Source organism: Rhodococcus sp. BL-253-APC-6A1W, assembly GCF_012843405.1.
GTDB lineage: Bacteria > Actinomycetota > Actinomycetes > Mycobacteriales > Mycobacteriaceae > Rhodococcus.
On sequence record NZ_JABAFB010000011.1, the window covers coordinates 81969 to 102078 of the forward strand.

The 20110-nt window shown below is 68.2% G+C and carries 22 protein-coding genes and 1 riboswitch; of the genes, 7 read left to right on the forward strand and 15 right to left on the reverse strand.

All coding sequences use genetic code 11. The features are described from left to right. Positions 1 to 40: 40 nt before the first annotated feature. Positions 41 to 1045: an alpha/beta hydrolase gene (locus HF877_RS17385; RefSeq protein ID WP_169622446.1), complete on the reverse strand. Its 1005-nt coding sequence runs from the start codon at positions 1043 to 1045 to the stop codon at positions 41 to 43. Positions 1046 to 1228: 183 nt separating this feature from the next. Between HF877_RS17385 and HF877_RS17390 the strand changes: the two genes are divergently transcribed. Then, positions 1229 to 2617 (forward strand): wax ester/triacylglycerol synthase family O-acyltransferase, encoded by a 1389-nt coding sequence (locus tag HF877_RS17390; RefSeq protein WP_206037273.1) that lies wholly within the window; start codon positions 1229 to 1231, stop codon positions 2615 to 2617. Between the two features lie 19 nt (positions 2618 to 2636). Here HF877_RS17390 and HF877_RS17395 read toward each other — a convergent pair whose 3' ends face one another. The 4 genes from HF877_RS17395 to HF877_RS17410 form a co-directional block, all read right to left on the reverse strand. Beyond that, complete coding sequence (locus tag HF877_RS17395) at positions 2637 to 3377, reverse strand: ABC transporter ATP-binding protein (RefSeq protein WP_169622448.1); 741 nt, start codon at positions 3375 to 3377, stop codon at positions 2637 to 2639. After that, complete coding sequence (locus HF877_RS17400) at positions 3374 to 4180, reverse strand: ABC transporter permease (protein WP_169622449.1); 807 nt, start codon at positions 4178 to 4180, stop codon at positions 3374 to 3376. Before HF877_RS17400 ends, HF877_RS17395 begins: the two co-directional genes overlap by 4 nt. After that, the gene (locus HF877_RS17405; protein WP_240952631.1) at positions 4161 to 5147 is read right to left on the reverse strand and encodes an ABC transporter substrate-binding protein; all 987 of its coding nucleotides are present in this window, start codon (positions 5145 to 5147) and stop codon (positions 4161 to 4163) included. The genes HF877_RS17400 and HF877_RS17405 overlap by 20 nt, the downstream gene beginning before the upstream one ends. A gap of 23 nt (positions 5148 to 5170) precedes the next feature. Then, positions 5171 to 5884 carry a TenA family protein gene (locus HF877_RS17410; RefSeq protein ID WP_169622451.1) on the reverse strand — a complete coding sequence of 238 codons (714 nt, stop codon included), beginning with the start codon at positions 5882 to 5884 and terminating at the stop codon, positions 5171 to 5173. Beyond that, a riboswitch (TPP riboswitch) is annotated at positions 5877 to 5973 on the reverse strand. It overlaps the preceding gene by 8 nt. Before the next feature lie 127 nt (positions 5974 to 6100). Here HF877_RS17410 and HF877_RS17415 point away from each other — a divergent pair. Together HF877_RS17415 and HF877_RS17420 are read left to right on the forward strand one after the other, a co-directional pair. After that, positions 6101 to 6421 carry a non-ribosomal peptide synthetase gene (locus tag HF877_RS17415; protein WP_296551519.1) on the forward strand — a complete coding sequence of 107 codons (321 nt, stop codon included), beginning with the start codon at positions 6101 to 6103 and terminating at the stop codon, positions 6419 to 6421. 66 nt (positions 6422 to 6487) lie between these two features. After that, positions 6488 to 8053 carry a carboxylesterase/lipase family protein gene (locus HF877_RS17420; protein ID WP_169622452.1) on the forward strand — a complete coding sequence of 522 codons (1566 nt, stop codon included), beginning with the start codon at positions 6488 to 6490 and terminating at the stop codon, positions 8051 to 8053. Between the two features lie 32 nt (positions 8054 to 8085). Here the strand turns inward: HF877_RS17420 and HF877_RS17425 are convergent, their stop codons facing one another. From HF877_RS17425 to HF877_RS17450, 6 genes are all read right to left on the reverse strand, one after another. Further along, positions 8086 to 8382: a GNAT family N-acetyltransferase gene (locus HF877_RS17425; RefSeq protein ID WP_169622453.1), complete on the reverse strand. Its 297-nt coding sequence runs from the start codon at positions 8380 to 8382 to the stop codon at positions 8086 to 8088. A 21-nt stretch (positions 8383 to 8403) separates the two neighbouring features. After that, positions 8404 to 9033, reverse strand: coding sequence for a Type 1 glutamine amidotransferase-like domain-containing protein (locus HF877_RS17430; protein WP_169622454.1), 630 nt, complete (start codon positions 9031 to 9033; stop codon positions 8404 to 8406). A gap of 5 nt (positions 9034 to 9038) precedes the next feature. Beyond that, entirely contained in the window at positions 9039 to 9881 is an 843-nt protein-coding gene (locus tag HF877_RS17435) for a maleylpyruvate isomerase family mycothiol-dependent enzyme (protein WP_169622455.1), read from the reverse strand. Further along, complete coding sequence (locus HF877_RS17440; RefSeq protein ID WP_169622456.1) at positions 9878 to 10318, reverse strand: HIT family protein; 441 nt, start codon at positions 10316 to 10318, stop codon at positions 9878 to 9880. The genes HF877_RS17435 and HF877_RS17440 overlap by 4 nt, the downstream gene beginning before the upstream one ends. A gap of 4 nt (positions 10319 to 10322) precedes the next feature. Beyond that, positions 10323 to 11075: an NAD-dependent deacylase gene (locus tag HF877_RS17445; protein ID WP_169622457.1), complete on the reverse strand. Its 753-nt coding sequence runs from the start codon at positions 11073 to 11075 to the stop codon at positions 10323 to 10325. 227 nt (positions 11076 to 11302) lie between these two features. Further along, on the reverse strand, positions 11303 to 11665 hold the full coding sequence (locus tag HF877_RS17450) for a DUF488 family protein (protein WP_169622458.1): 363 nt from the start codon (positions 11663 to 11665) through the stop codon (positions 11303 to 11305). A gap of 250 nt (positions 11666 to 11915) precedes the next feature. Here HF877_RS17450 and HF877_RS17455 point away from each other — a divergent pair, with 250 nt between their 5' ends. The 3 genes from HF877_RS17455 to HF877_RS17465 are packed head-to-tail and all read left to right on the forward strand — an operon-like array spanning position 11916 to position 14806. Further along, positions 11916 to 13043: a Re/Si-specific NAD(P)(+) transhydrogenase subunit alpha gene (locus HF877_RS17455; protein WP_169622459.1), complete on the forward strand. Its 1128-nt coding sequence runs from the start codon at positions 11916 to 11918 to the stop codon at positions 13041 to 13043. Continuing rightward, positions 13044 to 13379, forward strand: a complete 336-nt coding sequence (locus HF877_RS17460; protein ID WP_169622460.1) for an NAD(P) transhydrogenase subunit alpha — start codon at positions 13044 to 13046, stop codon at positions 13377 to 13379. It begins immediately after the preceding gene. After that, positions 13376 to 14806 carry an NAD(P)(+) transhydrogenase (Re/Si-specific) subunit beta gene (locus HF877_RS17465; protein WP_169622461.1) on the forward strand — a complete coding sequence of 477 codons (1431 nt, stop codon included), beginning with the start codon at positions 13376 to 13378 and terminating at the stop codon, positions 14804 to 14806. Before HF877_RS17460 ends, HF877_RS17465 begins: the two co-directional genes overlap by 4 nt. Before the next feature lie 30 nt (positions 14807 to 14836). Here the strand turns inward: HF877_RS17465 and HF877_RS17470 are convergent, their stop codons facing one another. From HF877_RS17470 to pdhA, 4 genes are read right to left on the reverse strand one after another with little or no spacing between them, the layout of a single operon-like run. After that, the gene (locus HF877_RS17470; RefSeq protein WP_346765222.1) at positions 14837 to 16015 is read right to left on the reverse strand and encodes an MFS transporter; all 1179 of its coding nucleotides are present in this window, start codon (positions 16013 to 16015) and stop codon (positions 14837 to 14839) included. A 46-nt stretch (positions 16016 to 16061) separates the two neighbouring features. Beyond that, positions 16062 to 17354 (reverse strand): dihydrolipoamide acetyltransferase family protein, encoded by a 1293-nt coding sequence (locus tag HF877_RS17475; RefSeq protein WP_169622462.1) that lies wholly within the window; start codon positions 17352 to 17354, stop codon positions 16062 to 16064. A 14-nt stretch (positions 17355 to 17368) separates the two neighbouring features. Further along, a complete protein-coding gene (locus tag HF877_RS17480) occupies positions 17369 to 18352 on the reverse strand; it encodes an alpha-ketoacid dehydrogenase subunit beta (RefSeq protein WP_169622463.1) in 984 nt (327 codons plus the stop codon). Continuing rightward, positions 18349 to 19449 (reverse strand): pyruvate dehydrogenase (acetyl-transferring) E1 component subunit alpha, encoded by a 1101-nt coding sequence (gene pdhA / locus HF877_RS17485; RefSeq protein ID WP_169622464.1) that lies wholly within the window; start codon positions 19447 to 19449, stop codon positions 18349 to 18351. Before pdhA ends, HF877_RS17480 begins: the two co-directional genes overlap by 4 nt. A gap of 164 nt (positions 19450 to 19613) precedes the next feature. Here pdhA and HF877_RS17490 point away from each other — a divergent pair, with 164 nt between their 5' ends. Next, the gene (locus HF877_RS17490) at positions 19614 to 20087 is read left to right on the forward strand and encodes an Lrp/AsnC family transcriptional regulator (RefSeq protein ID WP_169622465.1); all 474 of its coding nucleotides are present in this window, start codon (positions 19614 to 19616) and stop codon (positions 20085 to 20087) included. Positions 20088 to 20110: the final 23 nt, after the last annotated feature.

Here is a 20110-nt window from a genome sequence, read left to right on the forward strand (position 1 = left end):
CGGGTTCCTCGTCACCCCACCCTGATCCCCGTGGGAATCGTCAACCCAGGGCGCGGACGAACCGCCCGACCTCCGAGAGTGCGCGCGTCCCCTCGGGGACCACTCCGGCGGCAGCCTGGAACACGTGGATCTGCTTCTCCCAGACCTGCACTTCCGCCGGCACTCCGGCCGCTTCGAGGCGCTCGCCCATCAATCGGGCATCGGTGTAGACCATCTCTTCCGAGCCGGTCTGGATGAGCGCGGGCGGCATGCCTGTGAGGTCGAGGTCCACGGGCGACACCACGGGCGCGTAGCCCTCGCCCCCGCGGCTCTCGGCGCGCCGGACGAGGCCGAGAAGGACGGGGACGGCACGTCGCGGAAACAGGGCGCACCGGTACGAGTTCGGGTGATCGAGTTTGGGGAACGGGTCGAGGTCGGTGAGCGGCGACAACGCGACGGTGCCGGCCACCCGGCCGAGCCCGAGGCGCAGCGCCTCGTGTGCGACGGCGAATGTCAAGAAGCCGCCGGCAGAGTCGCCCGCGACGACGATCCGGTCGATGGGATATCCGCGGGAGAGCAACCACCGGAGGCCCGCGATCCCGTCCTCGACCGACCGGCGGATCGGATGACGTGGCAGCATCCGGTAGCCCACCGACAGCACAGGGGCCTGCGTTGCCGACGAGATCCGCGAGACGAGATTGCGGTGGGTCGCGAGCCCGCAGCACAGGAACGCTCCGCCGTGGAGGTAGAGAACGGCCTGCTGGTCGCCCGCGTTGCCGGTGTAGAGGAATTCCGCGCGGCACTCGGGCAATCGCACCTGGTGCCGACGGGTGCCCTGGACCGGACGAACCGAGAACGCGGCCCGGTCGACCAGCGACGCGGGCCACGGAAGCGACGGCGTGAACGCCCATGCCTCGATGAACGGCCGGACAGTGCGCCGGACGGACATCGACAGTGCACGGGACTGCAGACTCACCCCGGCGAACTCTCTGACGAGCGGCGGCCGGTCGGGGGACGGGATCGCTGCCGTGTTCGGTACTGCTGCCTTCGTTACTGCACTACACATGGTCGCCGGCACCTCCTTGTACCGCTGCACCCGTGCGGCGGTACCCGTCGCTCGGCGCCCGGCGATGCGCGTCCGGTTCGGAAACGTGCGAACCCCGGATTTTCCAGAGTACCCCCGACGTACGATGCCGTGTGACGTGCGTTACATGAGGGACTGGCGAAGGGGGCAGAGCCCGTGGGGATCATGCCGGTGACCGATTCGATCTTCTTGCTCGCAGAATCGAGAGAGCATCCGATGCACGTGGGATCGCTCGAAGTGTTCACTCCACCGGAGGGTGCGGGTCCGGACTACGTGTCCGACCTGTACGCGCAGTTCCTCGCGACCGAGGTGGTGGACGAGGCGTTCCGCAAACGCCCCGGGCATCCCGTGTCCAGCCTCGGCTACCTGTGGTGGTCGGTCGACGAGGAGGTCGATCTCGAATACCACGTCCGGCACTCGGCGCTTCCCGCGTCGGGACGGTCCACGGACCTGTTCGCCCTCGTGTCCCGGCTTCACGGCACTCTGCTCGACCGGCATCGGCCACTGTGGGAGATGTACCTCGTCGAGGGGCTCGAAGGTGGGCGGTTCGCGGTGTACACGAAACTGCACCATTCGCTGATGGACGGTGTGACGGGCCTTCGTCTGCTGCACCGCACGCTCGATCCCGATCCGGATTCCTCCGAGACGAGGGTTCCGTGGAACCTGCCGCATCACGAGCGCCCCACCACCGCGGCGACCGGCGAACAGGGCAACGGGCTGCTGTCCACACCGACCGCACTTGTCGGGGCGGTGCGGGGACTGGCCGGTGACGCGGTCGAAGCCGCCGCGGGCGTCTGGCGGGTCGCAAGCACCCTCGTGGGGCAGCGCAGCGTCGCGCTACCGTTCGAAGCCCCCCGGTCGATCTTCAACGTGCCGATCGGCGGCGCGCGGCGGTTCGCGTCGCGCTCGTGGCCGCTCGACCGCATCGCACGGGTGCACGACGCGGCGGACGCGACCGTCAACGACGTCGTGCTGGCCGTGTGTTCGGGTGCCCTCCGCGCGTTCCTGCTCGAACTCGACGCACTGCCCGAGGATCCCCTCGTCGCGATGGTGCCGGTCTCGTTGCGCACGGCCGACAGGATCGATGCGGGCGGGAACTCGGTGGGGGTGACGCTGTGCAATCTCGGAACCGATTCCCCCGACCCGGCCGAACGGCTTCGGGTGATTCGTGCCTCGATGAGCGAGGGGAAGGCGCTGTTCCGCGGGCTGACGCCGGTCGAGGCTCTGGTCTGGTCGGCGGCCAACATCGCTCCGCTCGGTCTGACACCCGTACCCGGCGTCGTGCGCTTCACGCCCCCGCCGTTCAACCTCATCATCTCCAATGTCCCCGGTCCGCGAGAACCGCTGTACTGGAAGGGAGCACGGCTGGACGGCGTGTACCCGACCTCCGTGGTGCTCGACGGGCAGGCCCTGAACATCACGGTCACCAACACCGACGGCTCGCTCGACGTGGGGATCGTCGGATGCCGCCGCACGCTTCCGAGTCTGCAACGGTTGCTCGGGCATATCGAGCAGTCGCTCACCGATCTCGAGGAAGCGTTCGGCGTGGTGTGAGACGCGTTCCGGCCGTGCGTCACCGGCCTTCGTGCAGCATCGACACCAGTTCGCGTTCGACGTCGACGAACGCAGGGTCGGTGAGGGTCCGTAGCGACCGAGGCCGCGGGAGCGGGACCCGGACCTGGTGACGGATGGTGGCCGGCCGGGCCGAGAGAACGAGGACGCGGTCGGAGAGCAGGATCGCCTCCCGGACGTCGTGGGTGATCATCAGCACCGTCCACCGGTCGCGGTCCCGGACGCCCTGTAGCCACAACTGCATGTCGGTGCGGGTGAGCGAGTCGAGGGCGCCGAACGGTTCGTCGAGCAGCAGTACATCGCGCCCCTGAAGGACGGTGCGGGCGAGTGCCGCTCGTTGCCGCATCCCGCCCGAGAGTTGACCCGGCCGCGCGTGTTCGAATCCGGAAAGTCCGAATGCGGGAAACAACGAGCGGGCCCGCTCCCGGGCCCGGCGTCGCGGGGTGCCCTGGACCTCGAGTCCGAGGGTGCAGTTGTCGAGGACGCTGCGCCAGGGAAACAGCAGATCCTTCTGTGGCATCAGCGCCACCCGGCCGGGTGCTGCGGGAGTTCCGCCGATGGAGACGGCGCCGGCGTCGGGCGTGTCGAGTCCGGCGATCACACCGAACAGCGTGGATTTGCCCGACCCGCTGGGTCCGATGACGGAGACGAACTCTCCGGCCGCCACGTCGAAGTCGATACCGTCGAGGACGGTGTTACCGCCGAACGACCGGCGTAGGCCGGTCACGGACACCGCGCTCACGGCCGGGTCTCCGGCGTCGATGCCCACGGCGCGACGAGTCGCTCCGCGGCGTAGGTGAGCAGATACAGGAGCAGAGAGACGGCCGCGGTGACGGCGACCGCCGCGAGCACCAGGTCGGTGCGGAAGGAGTTCTTCTGTGTCGCCATATAGATACCGAGTCCGGAAGTGGCACCGACATATTCGGCGAAGACTGCTCCGACCACCGCGTAGGTGATTCCGATACGCAACGACGTGAAGAAACGGGGCAGTGCCGAGGGGAGTCGCACGTACCTGAACTCCTGCCGGCGACTGGCGCCCATGCTTCGCATCAGCGCGCCGGCTTCCCGGTCGGCTGCCGCGAAACCCTCGATCAAACCGATCGTCATCGGGAAGAACGTGGCCAGGGCAATGACCAGGATCTTGGGCAGCAGACCGAATCCGAACCAGATGATCATCAACGGTGCGATCGCGATGATCGGGAGCGTCTGCGACACCACGAACAAGGGTACGAACGCGCGCCGCAGCCAGCCGGAGAAGTCCACCGCGACCGCGAGTATCCACGAGATCACCAACGACACGGCGAACCCGGCGAGGGTGACCTGCAAGGTCGCCGCGGCGTGGCCGGCGAGATCGGCGCGATGCGCCCATCCCTGCGTGAGAACCCGGCTGGGAGGGGGCAGGACCTGTGGCCGGATGCCGGTCGTCCGTACGTACCATTCCCACCCCGCGACCATCAGCACGGCCACGGTCGCGGCGGGCAGCAGGGCGTGCAGACGTCCGGCTGTGCCCCTCCGCCAAGTCTTTTCAGGGAGCAAGGTAGGCATCGGTGAAGTAGGCCGACCAGTCGGGCTCCTCGGTCAGTGTGGCGCCGTCCGCTCCGGCGAGCAGGCCCGCCTCGAACAGGAACCGGGAGTATCCCGACCAACGCTCGAGATCGAGTGTGCCGACCTGCCCGCTGTCGTCGCGCATGTAATCCGCCGACAACATCTGCTGACTCTCGAAAACGAGCGATTCGTCGGTGAACAAGCCGGGACCGGCGTCGATGAGGTGTTGCGCTCCGCGCTGCGGATCGTCCGCGGCTATCCGGTACCCCTGCTGCAGGGCCTGGATGAACGCCCGGGCGCTGTCGGGATGCTCCGACATCCAGGTCTCGTTGCCGTCGACCACGATCGAGTAGGCGTCGGGGAACCCGTAGTCGCTGTGCGCGAAGTACCGCATGGGCAGGCCGCGGTGTTGCGCCTCGAGGCCTTCCCAGGCGACATACGACACGGTGAAGTCGGCGGTACCGGAATACACCGCCTCGTACGCGGAGGTGCCCAGCACGACCGAGGTGAATTCCCCTGTGCCACCGTCGTTGCGGATCACCTGACTCAACGTTTCGTTGTCCCCGGGATCGCCGAACCCGGCATAGGTGAGACCGTCGAGGTCCCGGGGGGACTGCAGGTCGGCCCGGTCCGCCCGCACGCCGATCGCGGTCGCGCGGTGTTGTAGCGGGGCCAGGACGGTGACGGTGTCCGACCCCGCGGCGCGGGAGAACGTCGCCTGCGAGTGTGTCGAGATTCCGAACTCGGCGGCCCCGGCGTCGATCAGCAGATCCGGCGTGGTGTTGCTGTACGGCAGGATTTCGACGTCGAGTCCGGCCTGCTCGAACAGTCCTTCCCGAATGGCCACGTAGAGCCCGGTGTGGTTGGTGTTCGGAGTCCAGTCGAGGGCGAACCGGATGGTGCCGTCCGAGGCCTCATCGTTCGCGCACGCGGGCACGGTGGCCAGCGCGCCCAGAGCGACGAGCAAGACTCCGAGGCGGTGGCCGAGCCTCACGAACCGGGCCAGGGACGAGTGTCGAGGGCGTCGGCCCAGAACATGAGTTCGTACCGGGTGGCGATCGTGAACGCCTCGGCCATTGCCTCGCGGTCGCGGTCCGTGGCGGCTGCGCCCGCCGCGTCGACGAGTTCGCGGGCCGTCGTGGCCGATGCCCGGAACGCCTCGTCGTCGTATGCGGCCACCCACTGTGCGTACGGGTGTGCGGGATTCGCGGAGAGGACATCTGCCGCGTGAACTGCGAGGTCGCGGGCTACTTCGGCATAGATCCAGAAGCAGGGCAGCACGGCGGCGGCCCCCACCGGATACGGCGCGGTGGCGACAGTCGCCGTCAGATACGACACGTAGCCCAGGCACGCCGGGGAGTGTGTGATCGGCCCTGATGACGGGGGCAGCACGCCACCGGAGAGCAGGGTGTTGTGGAGAACGGATTCCTCGGTGGCCGCGGTGGCGGCACTCGTCGCCCAGAACGCCCCGGTGCCGGCGTCCGGCGACTTCGCGGAGAGCAGCGCGAGGGCCTTCGAGTAACCCGCGAGGTACAACGCGTCCTGCTCGATGTAGGTGCGGAACGCGTCGAGTGGCAGGGTTCCGTCACCCAGGCGACGCAGGAACTCCAGGTCGTCGATCGCGGCCCGGAGGGGACGCGTGTGGTCGTGGAGAAAGTCGGTGAAACGGCCCGGGGCCGGGGAACTGTGTGCAGGCACGGTCATGCCGAAACATCCCTTCGTCAGAATTACCTGATCAGGTTCGACGGGTGTGATCTCAGCCCCGCAAATGCGGAGCACCCCGTGTCGGTCTCCGCGACCATAGCACCAGTTGCCGGCGGCACGAAGCCCCCTGCCCCTGCAGTCCCATTCTGCTCGATTCGGACCAAACTCTCTGTATGTTAGTGGGACCGAGAACGACCGTTCGACGAAGGCGGGGATGTGCAGAAGTTCGAAACCAGTTGGCCCGCAATGTCGGAACTTCCCCGAATGCTCGCCGGCGCCGTCCGCTGCGAGCCGGAGGGGGTCGCGCTGACCCGGGGTTCGGTGGCAGTCACCTACCGCGAACTGCACCGTGAGGTCGAGGCACTGAATGCCGCGATGGGCGTTCTGCTCGGCCCGGCATCACTGGTCCCGATCGCGCTGGCCACCGTCCTACCCGAACTGTCCGAGACGCACACCGGAGAACTCCGTCGCGCTCTCGACGAACTCGTCTGCAGGCTCGTCGACCACGAGTCCTGCCCCCAGGCGTCCGCTTCCTGACCTCCCGTCCCACCCGGTTTCACCGGAGTCGGTCTGCCCGCGTAGCCGTGATTGGTACGTTGGCGAATGGTCGGGTCATCGGGAGGTCACGTGGACACTGCAACGCTCACCGTCGACTGCAAGTACGGGCAGGTACGCGGATACCGCGACGGCCCGGTGTTCTCGTGGAAGGGCATCCCGTACGCAGCGTCCACCGGGGGCGCCCGGCGTTTCCGCTCGTGCGAGCCACCCACACCGTGGGACGGCGTGCTCGACTGTGACAGATACGGGCCCATCGCTCCGCAGAGCCGCCAGAGCCCCATCCGCATCGAGCCGGGGATGACGATGGGGGAGGACTGCTTGTCCCTCAACATATGGGCGCCCGAACCCGACGGCCGAGCACGGCCCGTGATGGTGTGGATCCACGGCGGCGCGTACGTGCTGGGATATTCGGGGCAGAAGATCTACGACGGGCGCCTGCTGTGCGAGACCGGCGACGTGGTGGTGGTGACTCTCAACTACCGGCTCGGGCCTCTCGGGTTTCTCGACCTGTCGTCCTTTTCCACTGAGGAGACCACCTTCGAAAGCAACGTCGGACTGCGCGACCAGATCGCAGCGCTCGAATGGGTGCGAGACTGTATCGCAGGATTCGGCGGAGATCCGGACGACGTCACCTTGTTCGGGGAGTCCTCCGGAGGCGGTTCCGTCACCACCCTGATGACCGTCCCTCGAGCGGAAGGCCTCTTCCACAAGGCCATTGCGCAATCGCCTCCCGCTACCTCCGTCTACGGGCGCGAACGCGCCGCCATGGCTGCCGAGCGTTTCCTCGAGATTCTCGAACTACCGCGATCCCGCGTCGGGGAGTTGCTCACCATGCCCACCGATACGCTCGTCGAGGCATCGGAAATCCTCGTCGGCGAAGTGCCGACGAAGGTGCCCGGCACCCTGGCGATGACGCCCGTCGTAGACCGCGATCTGGTGCCGAAGTATCCGGTCGCCGCGTTCCAGAAGGGTCTGTCGCACCGCATTCCGCTCATCATCGGCTCCAACAAGGACGAACCGTCCATCTTCAGATTCATGAAGTCGCCTCTGATGCCGGTGAACGACACCGCGATCCAGGCAATGTTCAAGGCGCTCGCCGACGACCGGCCCGACCTCGAACCGGACCGCCTCGCCGATATCATCGCCGCATACCCGGACCTCACGAAAACCAGTGGCGCGCTCGCACTCTCGGGCGACGCGGGTTTCCGGATGCCGGTGGTCTGGGTTGCCGAGGCGCACAGCGTGCACTCTCCGACATGGGTGTATCGCTTCGATCACGCCACCCCGATCCTGCGCGCCGCGCGGATCGGCGCGGGCCATGCCACCGAATTGCCGTATGTGTTCGGTAATTTCGGAACGCTCGGGCGGGACCCCACGTTCTGGCTGGGCGGCAGGAAAGCGGCGTCGGAGGTGGCGGAACGTATCCGGCGGCGGTGGCTGGCGTTCGCACACCACGGTGTGCCGGCGGCGCTGGACGGATCCGCGCACTGGCCGCCCTACGAGCCGGAGCACAGGCTGACGCTGCTGCTCGACGCGCAGGACTCCGTCGTCGCCGACCCGGACGGTGCGTTGCGGCAGGCATGGGGCAGTCAGGTGATGGGCTTCAACTGACGCCGGGCCGTCCGGGTGCGGCGCCCGGCCGGTCAGTTGCGATATTCGGGGTGCTCCGCGACGAACTTCTCGACGTACGAGCACGACGTCCCGATCTTCAGACCTTCCTTGCGGGTCTCGTCGAGGGCGAACCGCACGATTTCTGCGGCGAGCCCCCGGCCCCGGAAGTTCGGGTCGGTGACGGTGTGGTCGAAGTCGCGCAGGTCGCCGCGCTGCGAGTAGTCGGCGTAGGCGGCGAGGGAGTCGCCCAGGTAGAGCGCGAAGCGGGACTGTTCGGGCAGATGCTCGACACGGGTGTCGGTGCTGCCGGACTCGGTGTGCTGTGTCATGTTCTCACCGTACCGCCGGAGTCACCGCGGGTCGGTCTCCACGACGAGCGCGTCGTCGTCCGTCAGTGCGACGAAGGGAATTGCGTTGTCGCGCATGTACCGCAGGCTTTTCTCGATGCCCTCGTCGCCCAGTGCGGACGCGCCGGCGTGCGGAACGACGGCATGATCGATCCATCCCAGACCATCCCAGACGACGTCCGTTCCGCACGCGGTGCGCACCTCCTCCGGATCGTCGGAGAACTCGATTCCCCGCAGCGACGGAGTCACCACGCAGGCACCGGCGCTGTACCCGGCGTACGCCAGTTCGTTGCTGCCGACGAGATCGGTGAGCACTGCGTCTGCGCCGCTACGCGCCAACTGCGCGCGCAGCACGAACGTGTTCCCACCGCGCACCCACACCGCTGCGAACCCGCGCAGCCGGGCACGCAGCGAGTCGGGGTCGCCGAGGTGGTCGCGCAGATCGATCTCCTCGGGGACGAATCCCCGCGAGCGAAGCGGTTCCCTCTCGCTCGTGACCGCGGAGCGGCGAGCGGCCGGCGGCCACGCGTCGGCCGCGTTGGCGATCACAGCGATGCGGCCCGGGGGACCGACCACGCGCAGGAACTTCGACGGGTCGGACCCGAGCCGGTACGACGAGAGGAACAGTCGCACGGGAATCAGATGGTGAAGGCGAGGTTCTCGACGAGGCGGCGCCCGACGGCGGTATCGCCACCGAGCGTGATCTCGTCGAGTCGGTCGACTGCGCGCACCCGTCCCCCCGCCAGTCGCACGAACAGACTCGAGTCCATCGCGATCGTCGTCGTCGGGGGGCCGGACAATTCGGGTACGGCCGTGGCGCGCCCGTCCACCTCCACGTGGATGGTGCGAGCGAGCGGTCCGCTCAGCTCGAGGGTGATGCGCGCGCCGTCGGGTGCCTTACCGAGTTTGCCGAACACGAACGGCACCGCACCGAAGATCTCGGCAGAACCCAGTTCGCCCCGCGGGCCGCCTTCGTCGCCGGGCGCACCGATCGCATCCCGGATGTCGAGTTCGTGGAGCCAGCAGTCGAAGATGCGGATGCGCATGAAGCGCCCGTAGGTCGCCCGGCCCACCGGCGTGTCCGCGGGCGCCTCGAAATCCTCCTGCGTCATCGCCGACAGTTGCTCGGTGCGGTGCGCGACGATCTGCCGATACTGCGCGAGCACCTCCGAACCGGGCGTTCCACGCAGCGACTCGACCCAGTGTTCGTTGAAAGCACCGATCTCGTTGCGCACGTGGGCGAGCGCATGCACGTCGATGTTCACGTGCGGCGCCTCGATCCCGGCCAGCATCGACTCGGTGCCGATCAGGTGAGCGACGATGTCCTTGACCGTCCAGCCCGGAAGATTCGTCGGCGTGAACCACCCGTCGCTGTCCAGGGCGGCCAGCAGCGAGTCGATCACCGCGAATTCTTCGAGCAGGAGCGGCCGGATGGTGTCGACGGGAAAATCGACTGCGGTGCTGCCCGGTTGTGACGTCATGAGTTCTCCTCGGAGGCGAGACGGTCGAGTCCTGCGCGAATTGCCGCCGCGGTGGCGTCCGGATTCTGGGCTCGCCGGCGGACCAGGCCGACGCCGAGGCGAATACGGTCACCCTTCCTGCGGGGAATCACGTGCAGGTGCGTGTGGAAAACGGCCTGGAACGCGGCGCGGCCGTCGTTGAGTACCAGGTTGGTGCCGTCGGTGGTGAGATCCGAGCGGCTGAGTGCGCGCGAGAGACGATGTCCGGCGCGGAACATCGAGGCACCGAGTTCGGGTTCGAGGTTCTCGAGCCGGGAGACGTGCTCACGCGGCACGACGAGTACGTGTCCCCGCGCAACCGGGCGGGCGTCGAGGAAGGCGACCACATCGTCGTCCTCGTAGACCCGCGCGGCCCGTGCGGACCCTGCCACTATGTCGCAGAACACACAGGAACCCATCGCATCACTCTAGCGTCCCCGCAGCAGCCACCAGACCGGGCAGCCCCACCGCTGCCGTGGTCCGCCAGACCGCCTCGACCCGGGACGACAACTCGGTGTCCTGGGGGTTGATCTCGACGACCGGAACGCCGTGGCGGTCGGCCAACTCGGGCAGCTCCGCCGCCGGGTACACGATCCCCGAGGTGCCGACGACGAGCAGCACATCCGCGACGCGCAGGGCGGCGACTGCCGCGTCCCAGGGTTGCCGGGGCAGCATCTCGCCGAACCAGACGACCCCCGGGCGGCCGGCTCCTCCGCACGTGTCACACGTGGGGGGCGCGATGCGCTCGAGGGGTTCGCCGGGCGGTGCGGGCAGGTCCATCGGGCGCTCGCACTCGCTGCACCGGGGTTCGAAGAGGCTGCCGTGGAGGTGCGCGAGAACGGTGCTGCCGGCGCGCTCGTGCAGGTCGTCGACGTTCTGGGTCACGATCGCGACCTTTGTGGTGCGTCCCCATTCGGCGAGCGCGTGATGACCGGCGTTGGGAGCGACGTTGCGTACGAGCGCGACCCGCCACTGGTACCACGCCCACACCGCGTCCGGATCGGCTTTCCAGGCCTCGGGGGTTGCGAGGGCAGCAGCGTCGAAGTTCTCCCACAACCCCGTCTGCGCGTCACGGAAGGTGGGCACGCCGCTCTCGGCGGACATTCCGGCGCCCGAGAGCACCGCTACGCGGCGCGCGCCGCGGGTGAGATCGAGGACCGCGGCAGGAACATGCATGGAGTCAGGGTAGAAGAGTGCCCGGGCCTCCGGACGGATTCCCGGCACTGCCTGGATCGGTGGGAGCGCGGACGCAGCGGGAACACGGCGACTCCGGGTCGTCGAGGACCAGGCCGCAGTCGGGGCAGACGAGGTGCAGCAGGCAGGCCGGCTCGCCCCCGTCGTCCTCCCTCGGTACACCGGTCATTGCAGGGCGTCTCTTTCCTGTCAGTGCTTCCTCTGATGCGTCAGTGTTCTCTCAGATAATCGGCGAGTACCCGCGCGCCGCTGTGCTCGACGTCGCGTGTGGCGGTGAGCAGCACGAGTGCCCGTCCGTCCGCCTGCTCGTCGAGACGGGCGATGGCGTCGCCGGCCGCAGGAGATGCCAACTCCGTGCGGTAGCGGTCGCGGAATTCCGTGAACAGAGAGGTGTCGTGGGAATACCACTTGCGAAGATCTGTCGAGGGAGCGAGGTTCTGGGCCCATTCGTCGTAGTGGAAGGCGTCCCGTCGGAGGCCCCGTGGCCAGAGACGGTCCACGAGAACCCGGAACGGCTCCTCGTCGGCGGGGTGGTCGTAGACCCGTTCGACGGTGACCGTGCGGTGTGGCATGGCGTTTCCTTTCCGCGTCGTGCGCTCACAGAATGTGCGGCAACCTTGTGAAGTGAGGTGTGTCACATTCTTGCATCATCTTGCTGTTCGGACTCGATTCAGACGATTCGTGCAAGTTGCAGGTCGCGTGCCGTCCCGGTAGGCCTGCATAGAGTCACCACGAGTGCAGGCCGTCACATGGCCCGATCGCACGCACATCTCGCCGCCGATCGCGGCGCCGCGCACTTCATCGACGCAGGAGTCAGAGAAATTGAGTACCGAAGGATCGAATACGGGGAGCGGAGCGCACCGCCGTCCGACCGTCGGCGTGGTTCGTGAAACCCACGGCGGTGAGCGGCGTGTCGCGCTTGTTCCGAAGATCGTGCCGTCGCTGATCGCCAAGGGCCTCGACGTGATCGTCGAAGCCGGTGCGGGTCTCGGCGCCCTCATACCCGACGCCGCTTACAAGGAAGCGGGCGCTCAGATCGGCGACGCCTGGTCGTCCGACGTGGTCGTCAAGGTCGCACCACCCACCGACGCGGAGATCGCCCGGCTCGGCTCGGGACGCCGGCTCATCGGTTTCCTCGCGCCGCGCAACGCCGACAACCAGATCGGTGCGCTCGCTGCTGCCGGTGTCGAGGCGTACGCCGTCGAGGCCATCCCGCGCATCTCCCGCGCCCAGGTCATGGACGCACTGTCGTCCCAGGCCAATGTGGCCGGCTACAAGGCTGTCCTGGTCGCCGCGAACGAATCCACGCGGTTCTTCCCGATGCTCACCACCGCGGCGGGCACCGTCAAGCCCGCCACGGTGCTGGTGCTCGGCGTGGGCGTCGCCGGCCTGCAGGCACTCGCGACCGCCAAACGGCTCGGCGGCCGGACCACCGGCTACGACGTCCGCCCCGAGGTCGCAGATCAGGTGCGCTCGGTCGGTTCCCAGTGGCTCGACCTCGGCATCGACGCCGCGGGCGAGGGCGGATACGCCCGTGAACTCAGCGACGACGAGCGTGCCCAGCAGCAGCAGGCGCTCGAGGATGCCATCAAGGGCTTCGATGTCGTCATCACCACCGCGCTGGTGCCCGGCCGTCCCGCTCCGCGCCTGGTGACCGCCGCGGCCGTGGAGGGAATGCGGCCGGGCTCGGTCATCGTCGACCTCGCCGGCGAAACCGGCGGCAACTGCGAGCTCACCGAACCGGGGCAGACCGTCGTCAAGCACGGAGTGACCATCTGCTCGCCGCTGAATCTTCCCGCGACGATGCCGGAGCACGCGTCAGAGCTGTACTCGAAGAACGTTGCGGCCTTGCTCGAGCTCATGCTCGACGAGAACGGCACGCCGGCCCCGGACTTCTCGGACGAGATTCTCGCCGAGGCGTGCGTGACCCGCTCGAAGGAGACCCCCTAGATGTACAACGAACTGTTGGCGAACATCGCGATCCTGGTTCTGTCCGGGTTCGTCGGTTTCGCAGTGATTTCCAAAGTCCCGAACACCCTGCACACCCCATTGATGTCCGGCACCAACGCCATTCACGGCATCGTCGTGCTCGGCGCCCTCGTGGTGCTCGGTCACCTCCCGGCCGACGCGCCGTGGAGCATCAAGGTCATCTTGTTCGTGGCGCTCGTGTTCGGCACGCTCAACGTGGTCGGCGGCTTCGTCGTGACCGACCGCATGCTCGCAATGTTCAAGCCCAAGAAGGACTCCGGCAAGGCTGCCGCGACCAAGGGAGCCGACGCCCGATGAGCTACCTCGTGTCAATCCTCTACATCATCGCCTTCGGCATGTTCATCTACGGTCTGATGGGCCTGACCGGCCCGAAGACCGCGGTGCGCGGCAACTACATCGCCGCAGTGGGCATGCTGCTCGCCATCGTCGCCACCCTCATCGACATTCGTGACACCGGCAACTGGATCATCATCGCCGCCGGCCTGATCGTCGGTGTCGTGCTGGGTGTCCCGCCGGCGTTGCGTACCAAGATGACTGCGATGCCGCAGTTGGTCGCCATGTTCAACGGCGTCGGCGGCGGCACCGTCGCGCTCATCGCCTGGGCGGAGTTCCTCGACACCGACGGCTTCACCCGGATCGACGGCTCGCCCACCGTTCACATCGTCATCGGTTCGCTCTTCGCCGCGATCGTGGGCTCGATCTCCTTCTGGGGGTCGATCGTCGCGTACGTCAAGCTTCAAGAACTCCTGAACAAGAGCGTCGAGAAGAAGCTCGTCGGAGGCGCGAAGCTGTTCCAGGTCGCCAACGTTCTTCTCGCCGTGGCGTCGCTGGCGATTGCCGTCTACATCGGAATCAACGCCGATCCCGCGAACGATCCCACCGCGGGCATCTGGATTCTCGGATTGCTGGTCGTCGCCGGCCTGATGGGTCTGTTCGTCGTGCTGCCGATCGGCGGCGCCGACATGCCGGTCGTCATCTCGCTGCTCAACGCCCTGACCGGTCTGTCCGCCGCGGCTGCGGGCCTCGCACTGAACAACACCGCGATGATCGTCGCGGGCATGATCGTCGGCGCCTCCGGCACGATCCTCACCAACCTCATGGCCAAGGCCATGAACCGCTCGATCCCCGCGATCGTGTTCGGGTCGTTCGGCGGTGACGGCGGAGCGGCGGGCGTCGCCGGTGCAACCGGCGGCACCGTCAAGGCGACCTCCTCGTCCGACGCGGCGATCCAGATGGCCTACGCCAACCAGGTCATCGTGGTGCCCGGCTACGGCCTCGCCGTGGCGCAGGCACAGCACGCGGTCAAGGAGATGGCATCGCTGCTCGAAGAACGCGGTGTCGAGGTCAAGTACGCGATCCATCCCGTCGCGGGACGGATGCCGGGTCACATGAACGTCCTGCTCGCCGAAGCCGAGGTGTCCTACGACGCGCTCAAGGAGATGGACGACATCAACGGTGAGTTCAACCGCACCGATGTCACCATCGTCATCGGCGCGAACGACGTCACCAACCCGGCCGCGCGGCACGACTCGTCCAGCCCGATCTACGGAATGCCGATCCTGAACGTGGATCAGTCGAAGTCCGTCATCGTGCTCAAGCGGTCGATGAGTTCCGGCTACGCGGGTATCGACAACCCGCTGTTCACGGCGGACAACACCTCGATGTTGTTCGGCGACGCGAAGAAGATGGTCGCCGAGGTCACCGAAGAGCTGAAGGCTCTCTGACCCCTCGCTTCCACCCGGCGCCCACGCGGATCACCGCGTGGGCGCCGGTGTCGTCGGGGCCGTGAGCACCGGGGCGAGCAGCGCCGCGACGAGTACGCAGACGAGCGGCACCGCCATCGCCGTGGTGAGAGACGTCGCCTCGGACACCCACCCGATACAGGCCGGTCCCGCCAGGAACCCGAGATAGCCCAGACCCACGACGCGGGACATGTCGGCACCGGGGGACCCGGAGTCGAGATTGCCTGCCGCGGTGAACAGCTGGGGTACGGCACCGGACAGTCCGAGACCGAAGAGCGCCCACCCGGCGAGCGTCAGGGGGAGAACCGGCGACGCCATCACCGTGCCCATGCCGACGGCCGCCATCAGCGTTCCGTACCGGATCACGCCGGCGCTGCCGATACGCGCGCTCACCCGGTCGGCGACGAACCTGCCGAGCGTCATCGTCGCGGAGAACGCCCCGAACGCGAGCGCGGCCACCGACGCCGGACTGTCGAGTCGCTCCTGGACCTGGAGGGCACTCCAGTCGTTGGCGACCCCTTCGCAGAGCATCAGCGCGAACGCGACACCACCGAGCAGCACCACCCGCCGGGAATAGCCGCCGCGTCGCCCGGACGGCGACCGGCGGGGAACGGGCGTGGTGCGCACGAGATGCCGCCCGGCCCATGCGACCAGGCATACCGCCACTCCTCCCGCCGCCGCAAGCGTGACGGGAGGACTCACCTCCATCGCGAGGGTGGCCGCACCCACCAGCGACCCGGCGATGCCCCCGGCGGAGAACACTCCGTGAAACGCCGACATGATCGGCCGTTCGTACCGTTGCTCGAGCACCACGGCCTGCGAGTTCATCGAGACGTCGAGTGCGCCGTTCGCCAGCCCGAAGATCGCGAGGGCCAGGCCGAGTTGCCACGGCGCGGTCGCGAGTCCCGGCCCGACGGCCACGACCGCCAGCGCGAGCGCCGACACGATCGTCGTGCGGTGGCTGCCGAATCGGTCGGCGAGCCGTCCCGTCACCTGCATTCCGCACAGCGCACCCGCCGCGAGCAGCAGCAACAGCGATCCGAGAGTCGCGTACCCCGTCCCGACCCGCTCCAGGATCACCGGGATGTGCACCACCCACATGGCGAGCAGGAACCCGTTCACGCCGAACACCGTGAACACCGCGACGCGCGCGCGGGCGAGCCGGGCGTTCTTCCGCACAGAATCGGTCACGCGGGCACGGTACCGATTTCGGCTCCCGAAGCCGGGCAACGGCTCGTTACGCGCCGCCGAGCAGCGCGGGCACCGGGTCTCCGAGGAAACGGCCGATCGCGGCGAGCGCCCGGCCGGCCTGCTCACCGTCGACGAGGCGATGGTCGAACGAGAGCGACAGGCTCGCGACCTTGCGGACGGCGAGTGCGCCGTCGATCACCCACGGACGATCCGCGATGGCGCCGACCGCGAGGATCGCCGCTTCGCCCGGGTTGAGGATCGGTGTGCCCGCCTCGATGCCGAAGACACCGATGTTCGTGACGGACACCGTGGAACCGGTCAACTCGGCCGGCGTCGCCCGGCCGGTCCGGGCGCGATCGGCGGCCTCGGCGATCGCACCCGCGAGGTCCGGGAGCGCTAGATGCCGGGCGTCGCGCACGACCGGGACCTTCAGCCCGTCCGGCGTGGCGGCGGCGATCCCGAGATGGACGTCGTGGTGGACGACGATCTCCTGGGCGTCGTCGTCCCACTGTGAGTTGAGCGACGGTTCCTCGGCGACCGCGCGCATCAATGCCCGGGCAACGACGGTCAGCGCGGTGAGGTGACGGCCGTCGAACGCAGGTTCGCGGCGCAATCGCGTCACGAGGTCGACTGTGGCCGTCACATCGCAGGTGAGGAACACCGTCGCGTGCGGTGCGGTGAACGCGCTGCGGGTCACAGCGTCGGCCGTGCGTTTGCGGACACCGCGGATCGGCACCCGGCTGGTGGCCGACGCGGGTCGCATTGTGCCCGTCTCGGTGTGCCCGGCATCGGGTCCTGCCGCGCGCCGGACATCGTCCCGGGTGATCGCCCCTCCCTGCCCGGAGCCCTCGACCTCCGCGAGATCCACCCCGAGCAGGGCCGCCTCCCGGCGCGCGCCCGGTTTCGCGTCCGGGCGGTGCGCGGGCGCGCCGGTGGTGCTCGACGAGGTCCCGGCAGAGTTGGTCCGTGTCGCGCGCCGGCTGACGGGTGCGGCGCCCGGGCCGTAGCCGACCAGCACCGCCGGACGCGCTTCGGCGGGCGCCTCGTCGGACGCCGGGGACGCCGCGGGTTGTGCGCCGTCCGACGGCTCCGCGCCGACCGCGATCCGCAACAGCGGGCTGCCCACGGGGATCGTCTGGCCCGGTGCGACGAGGAGTTCGGCGACCGTGCCGGCATGTGGCGACGGCAACTCGACGGTCGCCTTCGCCGTCTCCACCTCGCCGATGACCTGATTGAGCTCGAGGCGGTCGCCGATCTGCACCGACCACGACACCCACTCGGCCTCGGTGAGTCCCTCCCCGAGATCGGGCAGGCGGAACTCCTCGACGGACTGTGACATCGCCACTCCCTTCGTCATGCCGCGAGTGCGCGATCCACCGCATCGAGGATGCGGTCCGGGTCCGGCCGGTGGTGGGATTCGAGTTTTGCCGGCGGGTACGGAATGTCGAATCCGCCGACGCGGAGGACCGGCGCTTCGAGTTGGTAGAAGCAACGCTCGGCGGTCCGGGCGGCGATCTCGGCGCCGATCCCGCAGAACACCGGCGCCTCCTGCAGCACCACGAGGCGTCCGGTGCGGCGCACCGACGCTTCGACGGTGTCGAAATCGATGGGCGAGAGCGACCGCAGATCGATCACCTCGAGTGACCGGCCCTCAGCCGCAGCGATGTCCGCAGCCTGCAGGGCGGTGGGCACCATCGCGCCGAAAGTGACCACGGTGACGTCGCTTCCGGCTCGCAGGATGCGCGCACGGTCGAGGGGAAGATCGGGTCCGGTGTCCACATCGACCTCGCCGCGTTCCCAGTACCGGTGTTTCGGTTCGAGGAAGACCACGGGGTCGTCGAGCGCGACAGCCTGCTGAATCATCCAGTACGCGTCGGACGGGCTGCCCGGACTGACCACCCGGAGACCGGCGGTGTGGGCGAAATATGCCTCGGGCGATTCCGAATGGTGCTCGACCGCGCCGATGCCGCCGCCGTAGGGGATGCGGATGGTCAGTGGCGCGGTGACCGCTCCCGCGGTGCGGTAACGGATTTTCGCCACCTGCGAGACGATCTGGTCGAACGCGGGGTAGACGAATCCGTCGAACTGGATTTCGCACACCGGGCGGTAGCCGCGCAGGGCCATCCCGAATGCCGTTCCCACGATGCCGGATTCGGCCAGAGGAGTGTCCATCACTCGCGCTTCACCGAAATCCTTCTGCAAGGTGTCGGTGACCCGGAAGACGCCGCCGAGCCTGCCCACGTCCTCGCCCATCAGAATTACTTTCCGGTCCTGTTCGAGTGCGCGGCGCAAGCCGGCGTTGAGTGCCGCGCCGAGCGCCATCGTCGTGGTGGTCATCGCACTGCCTCCTCGTCGGCGCCGGTGAAACTCGCGAGATAGTCGGTGTAACCGGCACGTTCGTCCGCGAGTAGCGCATGGTCGGTGGCGTAGACATGGTCGAACATCGTCAGCGGATGCGGGTCGGGCAGTTCGAGCGTGCCGCGCCGCAACCGCGTCGCCGCGTCCTGCGCGGTCGTGTCCACGTCGTCGAAGAATGCCCGATCGGCAAGGTTTTCGCGTTCGAGGAGACGTCGCATGCGGTCCAGCGGATCGCGTACCTTCCACGCTTCGAGGTCTGCGGGTGTGCGGTACCTGCTCGGATCGTCCGATGTGGTGTGCGGTCCCATCCGGTAGGTGAGCGCTTCGACGAAGAACGGTCCGGAGCCTTCGCGCGCGTGCCGGGCGGCTTGCCGGGTGACCGCGAGAACGGCGAGGACGTCGTTGCCGTCGACCTGCACGGCGGGCATTCCGAAGCCCGCGGCGCGCTGTGCGAGCGGCACCGGGCTCTGCATCTGCGTGGGGGCACTGATCGCCCAGTGGTTGTTCTGGCAGAAGAAGACGACGCCGGCGCCCCAGCCGACCGCGAATCCGAGCGCCTCCGACAGGTCGCCCTGGCTCGTCGCGCCGTCGCCGAAATACACGATCGTGGCGATGTCGGCGCCGTCGAGCTTGGCTCCCATGGCGTAGCCCGTCGCGTGCAAGCCCTGTGCCCCGACGACGATGGCGGGATTGGTCGTGTTGACGGTGGCCGGGTCCCATCCGGAGTGGGCACAGCCGCGCCACAGGGCGGTCATGTCGGCGGGATCGACACCACGACACCAGGCGACGGCGTGCTCGCGGTAGCTCGTGAAGACGTAGTCGCCGGTTTCCAGTGCCCGGGCCGACCCGACTTGTGCGGCCTCCTGGCCCGTCATCGGCGCCCAGAGGCCGAGTTCGCCCTGGCGCTGCAGCGCGATCGCCTCGTTGTCGAGCCGGCGGACGACGACCAGGTCGCGGTAGAGGTCGCGGAGTCGGGCGGGTCCGATATCGGCGACCAGTCCGCTGTAAGCGGGGTTGTGGACGCGTTGCCCGTCGGGCTGGATCAACTGGACCGGGTGGGTCGTGGGTGCAACCATCGGGTCACCTCGTGGGTGCTGTCCGGGTGAGCCGGGTGGGCCGCGCCGGAATGTGAGTGGTGTACCTCACATGATCCACTTCTGGGACGAGTGCGCAATCGATGCGTCGCGCAGTGTGCAGGAAGCACGGTCGCCGGGCGGTTCGGAGTGGCACACTGCGAAGAATGACCAGTCTGGACGGGACGGACGCACGTTTGCTGCTCGAACTCGCTCGTACGCCGAGAGCAACCGGGGTGGAGTTGTCGCAGCGACTCGGACTCTCGCGCAACACGGTTCAGGCGCGGCTGAGCCGGTGGGAGTCGGAAGGGGTCCTCGCCTCGTTCGATCGCCGCGTCGACCCCGTCGCGCTCGGATACCCGCTCGCGGCCTATGTCGCCACCCAGGTCGATCAGCACCGGCTCGACGCGGTCGTCGAGGAGTTGGCACAGATCCCCGAGGTCACCGAGGTGTACGGGGTGACCGGTCCGATCGACCTGTCGGTGAAGATCGTGGCGCGCGACGCCGACGATCTCTATCGGCTGGCGGAGCGGATTCTCGGGATTCCGGGCGTCGAGCGCACCGACATGTCGCTCGTGATGCGCGAACTCGTCCCGCAGCGCACCGAGCCGCTCCTTCGGCGTGCGGCCGGAGCCCGATAGCGTCGGCGGTGCGCTGCGCGCCG